The 3,144-nt window shown below is 57.4% G+C and carries 3 protein-coding genes; all 3 read left to right on the top strand.

Features of this window, described 5'->3' with window-relative positions; all coding sequences use genetic code 11:
• Positions 1 to 220: DUF1302 family protein (locus tag ACXRVY_RS21745; RefSeq protein ID WP_458238213.1), on the top strand; the 220-nt coding region annotated here is incomplete at its 5' end.
• Between the two features lie 8 nt (positions 221 to 228).
• Complete coding sequence (locus tag ACXRVY_RS21740) at positions 229 to 2,643, top strand: efflux RND transporter permease subunit (RefSeq protein WP_457265873.1); 2,415 nt, start codon at positions 229 to 231, stop codon at positions 2,641 to 2,643.
• Positions 2,644 to 2,656: 13 nt separating this feature from the next.
• A partial coding sequence (locus ACXRVY_RS21735; protein WP_458238212.1) for a WD40/YVTN/BNR-like repeat-containing protein occupies positions 2,657 to 3,144 on the top strand: 488 nt, incomplete at its 3' end.

Here is a 3,144-nt window from a genome sequence, read left to right as displayed (position 1 = left end):
GATCTTCTATTCGCGCTCGCTGGGCGGACGGACACCCAATCTGTCTGCAACCTTTACCGAAGGTGCCAGCAGCATGAACCTGTATCTGAACTTCGTGCGTAACCCCGCGAGTTGGCAGGTCTCTTTCAACTACGCGAAATTCATGGGGGGCGATACCCCCTACGATCAATTGTTGGGTGATCGCGACTATGTCGGTTTCGTGATTTCGCGCACTCTGTGAGGCATGTCGTGAATACTTCTCTAAAAGTCCCCGTCAAACGGGGGCGTGGCGTGCTGCCTCGCATCGAAAACTGGCTGTTTGGGCATCGCCGGCTAGTACTGGCGAGTCTGGTCATCTTCACTCTGATCATGGCCTGGTTTGCTGTTCAGTTGCGTATGGATGCCGGCTTTGAAAAACAGCTGCCCATCGGCCATGAATATGTAGAAACGTTCGAGGCGTACCGCAATGACCTGTTGGGGGCGAATCGCCTGACCATCGTGGTCAAGGCTCGCGCAGGCAAGATCTGGAGCGAGACGGCTCTCAAGCGTCTGTATGACGTCACTCAGGCAGTCATCTTTCTACCCAATGTTTCGCGTAGCAGCGTGCGTTCGTTGTGGACGCCGAACGCTTTCGTCAACGAGATAACCGAGGAGGGCTTCCGTGCAGATCCACTTGTACCGGGTACGGTAACCCCCGAACGCCTCGATGATGAAACCATTGCCAGGATCGCCGATTCGACGGCTCAGGGGGGCTTTATCGGCACGCTGGTCTCGCGGGATCAGAGCAGCGCGATGATCACCGTCGAACTCAATGAGTTTGACGCCACTGGCGCGCGCCTGGACTATGTGGCTTACAACCAGGTCCTGGAAAAGCAAATTCGTCAGCAGTTCGAGGACGGTGATTTCGAAATTCAGATCATCGGCTTTGCGAAGCAGATCGGCGATATTGCCGATGGCGCGTCTGCAGTATTGGAGTTTTGCCTGCTGGCATTGCTGCTGACGGCCGCTGCGGTGTACTGGTACTGCCACTCCGTACGTTTCACTCTGCTGGCACTGGGGTGTTCATTGGCTTCGTTGGTCTGGCAGTTTGGCAGTCTAAGGCTGCTTGGCTATGGCCTCGACCCGCTTGCCGTGTTGGTGCCCTTTCTGGTGTTCGCCATCGGCGTGTCCCATGGCGTGCAGCAGATAAATTTCATCGTGCGGGAAATCGCCCATGGAAAGTGCGTTGAGGAGGCGGCGCGTTCCAGCTTCAGCGGTTTGCTGATCCCCGGCACGCTGGCACTGGTGACCGCTTTTGTTTCCTTCGTAACGTTGGTGCTGATCCCGATTCCGATGGTACGTGAGTTGGCCATCACCGCGTCGCTCGGTGTGTCCTTCAAGATCATCACCAATCTGGTGATGTTGCCGTTGGTGGCGTCGATGCTGCGGGTCGACGGTGACTACGCCGCGACCGAGGAGATCTCCCGTCAGCGCCGTGCCCGTTGGTTGCATGGACTGGCCAGGCTTGCCGAGTGGCGTAATGCCAAACGGGTGCTTTGCATTGCTTTGCTCGTCTTCCTCGCGGCTGTCTGGCAAAGCCATGACCGAGTCGTTGGTTCCCTGCAGGCAGGTGCACCGGAATTGCGTGAGGATTCTCGCTTCAACCGAGATGCAGTTGCCATCGCCAGCAGCTACGACATTGGCCTGGATTGGCTAAGCGTCGTCTTCGAGGTCAATCCAGACAAGTCTGGTGACGGCGCTTCAGTCGCCTGCGAAGAGGTCGCCTTGGGTCAGTACCAGGATCGCTTTGTGTGGGCAATGGAAGGCGTACCCGGGGTGGTGTCGGTTGCCGCATTTTCTACCAGCATGCGCCAGTTCAACGAGGGCTATAACGAGGGCAATCCGAAAATGAATGCGGTGCCCATTGATCCGGCGAACTACTCCTCGTTGGCTACCGAAGTGGCCCGCATTCCGGGAATCATGCGCTCCGATTGCAGCATGGCTGCCGTTCACCTGTACCTGGCGGACCACAAGGCCGCGACTATCAACAAGGTGATCGAAGCCGCCAAGGCCTTTCGTACCGAATTCCCGATGCCCGGGGTGACGGTGCGACTGGCCTCGGGCAATGCAGGGGTGATTGCAGCCATCAATGAGGAGGTTGAAAAGAGCGAGACGCCAATGATGCTGTATGTCTATGCCGCAATCGCGCTGCTGGTGTTTGTCGTCTACCGGGATCTGCGCGCTGTGCTGGTGTGCTGTCTTCCGCTGACCATTGGCACCTTTATCGGCTACTGGTTCATGAAGGAACTACAGATCGGCCTGACCATTGCGACGCTGCCGGTGATGGTATTGGCAGTGGGTATCGGTGTTGATTACGCCTTCTACATCTATAACCGYCTGCAACTGCATCAGGCCCAGGGCCAGCCGATCGTCAAGGCTGTCGAACATGCCTTGCTCGAAGTCGGTGTGGCAACCATTTTCACCGCGATTACCCTGGCAGTCGGCGTCGCCACCTGGGCGTTCTCGGAGCTCAAGTTTCAGGCCGATATGGGCAAACTGCTCGCCTTCATGTTCATGGTCAACATGGTCATGGCCATGACGGTGTTACCGGCTTTCGCAGTCTGGCTCGAGCGGGTGTTCCCGCGTAAGCGCGCTGTGCGCATGGTCGGCGCACTGGCGCACTGAGGAGAAAAGCAACATGCGATACATGATTTCATTCATGGGGACTTTACTCGCTGCAGTGCTGCCACTGGTCACACTTCAGGCGTCTGCATTGGAAGCTGTGCCGGCAGTCCCTTCGAGCAACGCCACGCAGGCCACCTTTCTGGATGCTGCATGGGCAAAGGGGCGTGTGGTCGCCGTTGGCGATCATGGCATGGTGTTGCTTTCCGATGATCAAGGGAAAAGCTTCCATCAGGCAAGCTCGGTACCGTTGTCCACGCCACTGACCGGTGTTTCATTCGTCGATTCCAGGCAAGGTTGGGCGGTTGGTCACTGGGGGGCGATTCTGGCCAGCAAYGACGGCGGTGACTCCTGGCAGATTCAACGACTGTCCAGCAATGAGGATCGGCCACTGTTCGCTGTGCATTTTTTCAACGCCGAACAAGGTGTCGCCGTCGGCCTTTGGTCACTGGTGTTGACGACCGATGACGGCGGAAAAACCTGGGCTGAGCAGAAGCTTAAAGC

The sequence above is a fragment of the Pseudomonas sp. P5_A2_2 genome (assembly GCF_054177685.1).
The sequence above is the reverse complement of the archived record's forward strand: the minus strand, read 5'-3'. Positions and strand labels throughout refer to the sequence as shown.